Origin of the sequence: Micromonospora sp. NPDC050397, assembly GCF_044901685.1 — a bacterium.
GTDB lineage: Bacteria > Actinomycetota > Actinomycetes > Mycobacteriales > Micromonosporaceae > Micromonospora_G.
In genome coordinates, this window is sequence record NZ_JBJDPS010000051.1 from 1 (window position 1) to 1422 (window position 1422).

Below are 1422 nucleotides of genomic sequence, written 5' to 3' on the forward strand. Positions count from 1 at the left end.
CGACCCGTCAGTCTCACAGTCAAGCTCCCTTGTGCACTTACACTCAACACCTGATTGCCAACCAGGCTGAGGGAACCTTTGGGCGCCTCCGTTACCCTTTAGGAGGCAACCGCCCCAGTTAAACTACCCACCAGACACTGTCCCCGATCCGGATCACGGACCAGAGTTAGACGTTCAAAACGACCAGAGTGGTATTTCACCAATGACTCCACCCGAACTAGCGTCCGAGCTTCCCAGTCTCCCACCTATCCTACACAAGACGCTCCAAACGCCAATGTCAAGCTGTAGTGAAGGTCCCGGGGTCTTTCCGTCCTGCTGCGCGTAACGAGCATCTTTACTCGTAGTGCAATTTCGCCGGGTCTGCGGTTGAGACAGCGGGGAAGTCGTTACGCCATTCGTGCAGGTCGGAACTTACCCGACAAGGAATTTCGCTACCTTAGGATGGTTATAGTTACCACCGCCGTTTACCGGCGCTTAAGTTCTCACCTTCGCCAGACGAATCTGACTAAGCGGTCCCCTTAACGTTCCGGCACCGGGCAGGCGTCAGTCCGTATACATCGTCTTACGACTTCGCACGGACCTGTGTTTTTAGTAAACAGTCGCTTCCCCCTGGCCACTGCGACCCCCACCAGCTCCAGGCGCAAGGCCCATCACCAGCAGAGGTCCCCCTTCTCCCGAAGTTACGGGGGCAATTTGCCGAGTTCCTTAACCACAGTTCACCCGATCGCCTTAGTATTCTCTACCTGACCACCTGAGTCGGTTTAGGGTACGGGCCGCCACAACACTCACTAGAGGCTTTTCTCGGCAGCATAGGATCATCCACTTCACCACAATCGGCTCGGCATCACATCTCAGGCTTAAGGAACGCGGATTTACCTACGTCCCGCCCTACATGCTTACCCCAGGACAACCATCGCCTGGGCTGGACTACCTTCCTGCGTCACCCCATCGCTTACCTACTACCCAATCAGGCCGAGCGTTCGGTCTAACATCCCCTCCGAAGAGGCGACTGACTTAAGGACTCTTAGTATCAAGGGGTTCAGTATGGGCGCATTGAAGCGGGTACGGGAATATCAACCCGTTGTCCATCGACTACGCCTGTCGGCCTCGCCTTAGGTCCCGACTTACCCTGGGCGGATTAGCCTGGCCCAGGAACCCTTGGTCATCCGGCGCGAGGGTTTCTCACCCTCGATTCGCTACTCATGCCTGCATTCTCACTCGTGTACACTCCACGGCTAGATCACTCTGCCGCTTCACCGCATACACGACGCTCCCCTACCCATCAACACAGACGAATCTGCATCAATGCCACGACTTCGGCGGTGTACTTGAGCCCCGCTACATTGTCGGCGCGGAATCACTTGACCAGTGAGCTATTACGCACTCTTTCAAGGGTGGCTGCTTCTAAGCCAACCTCCTGGT

The 1422-nt window shown here is 56.1% G+C and carries 1 rRNA gene; it reads right to left on the reverse strand.

What is annotated here, in order from left to right:
• Window positions 1–1422 (reverse strand): 23S ribosomal RNA (locus ACI2K4_RS36305); the annotation flags it as partial.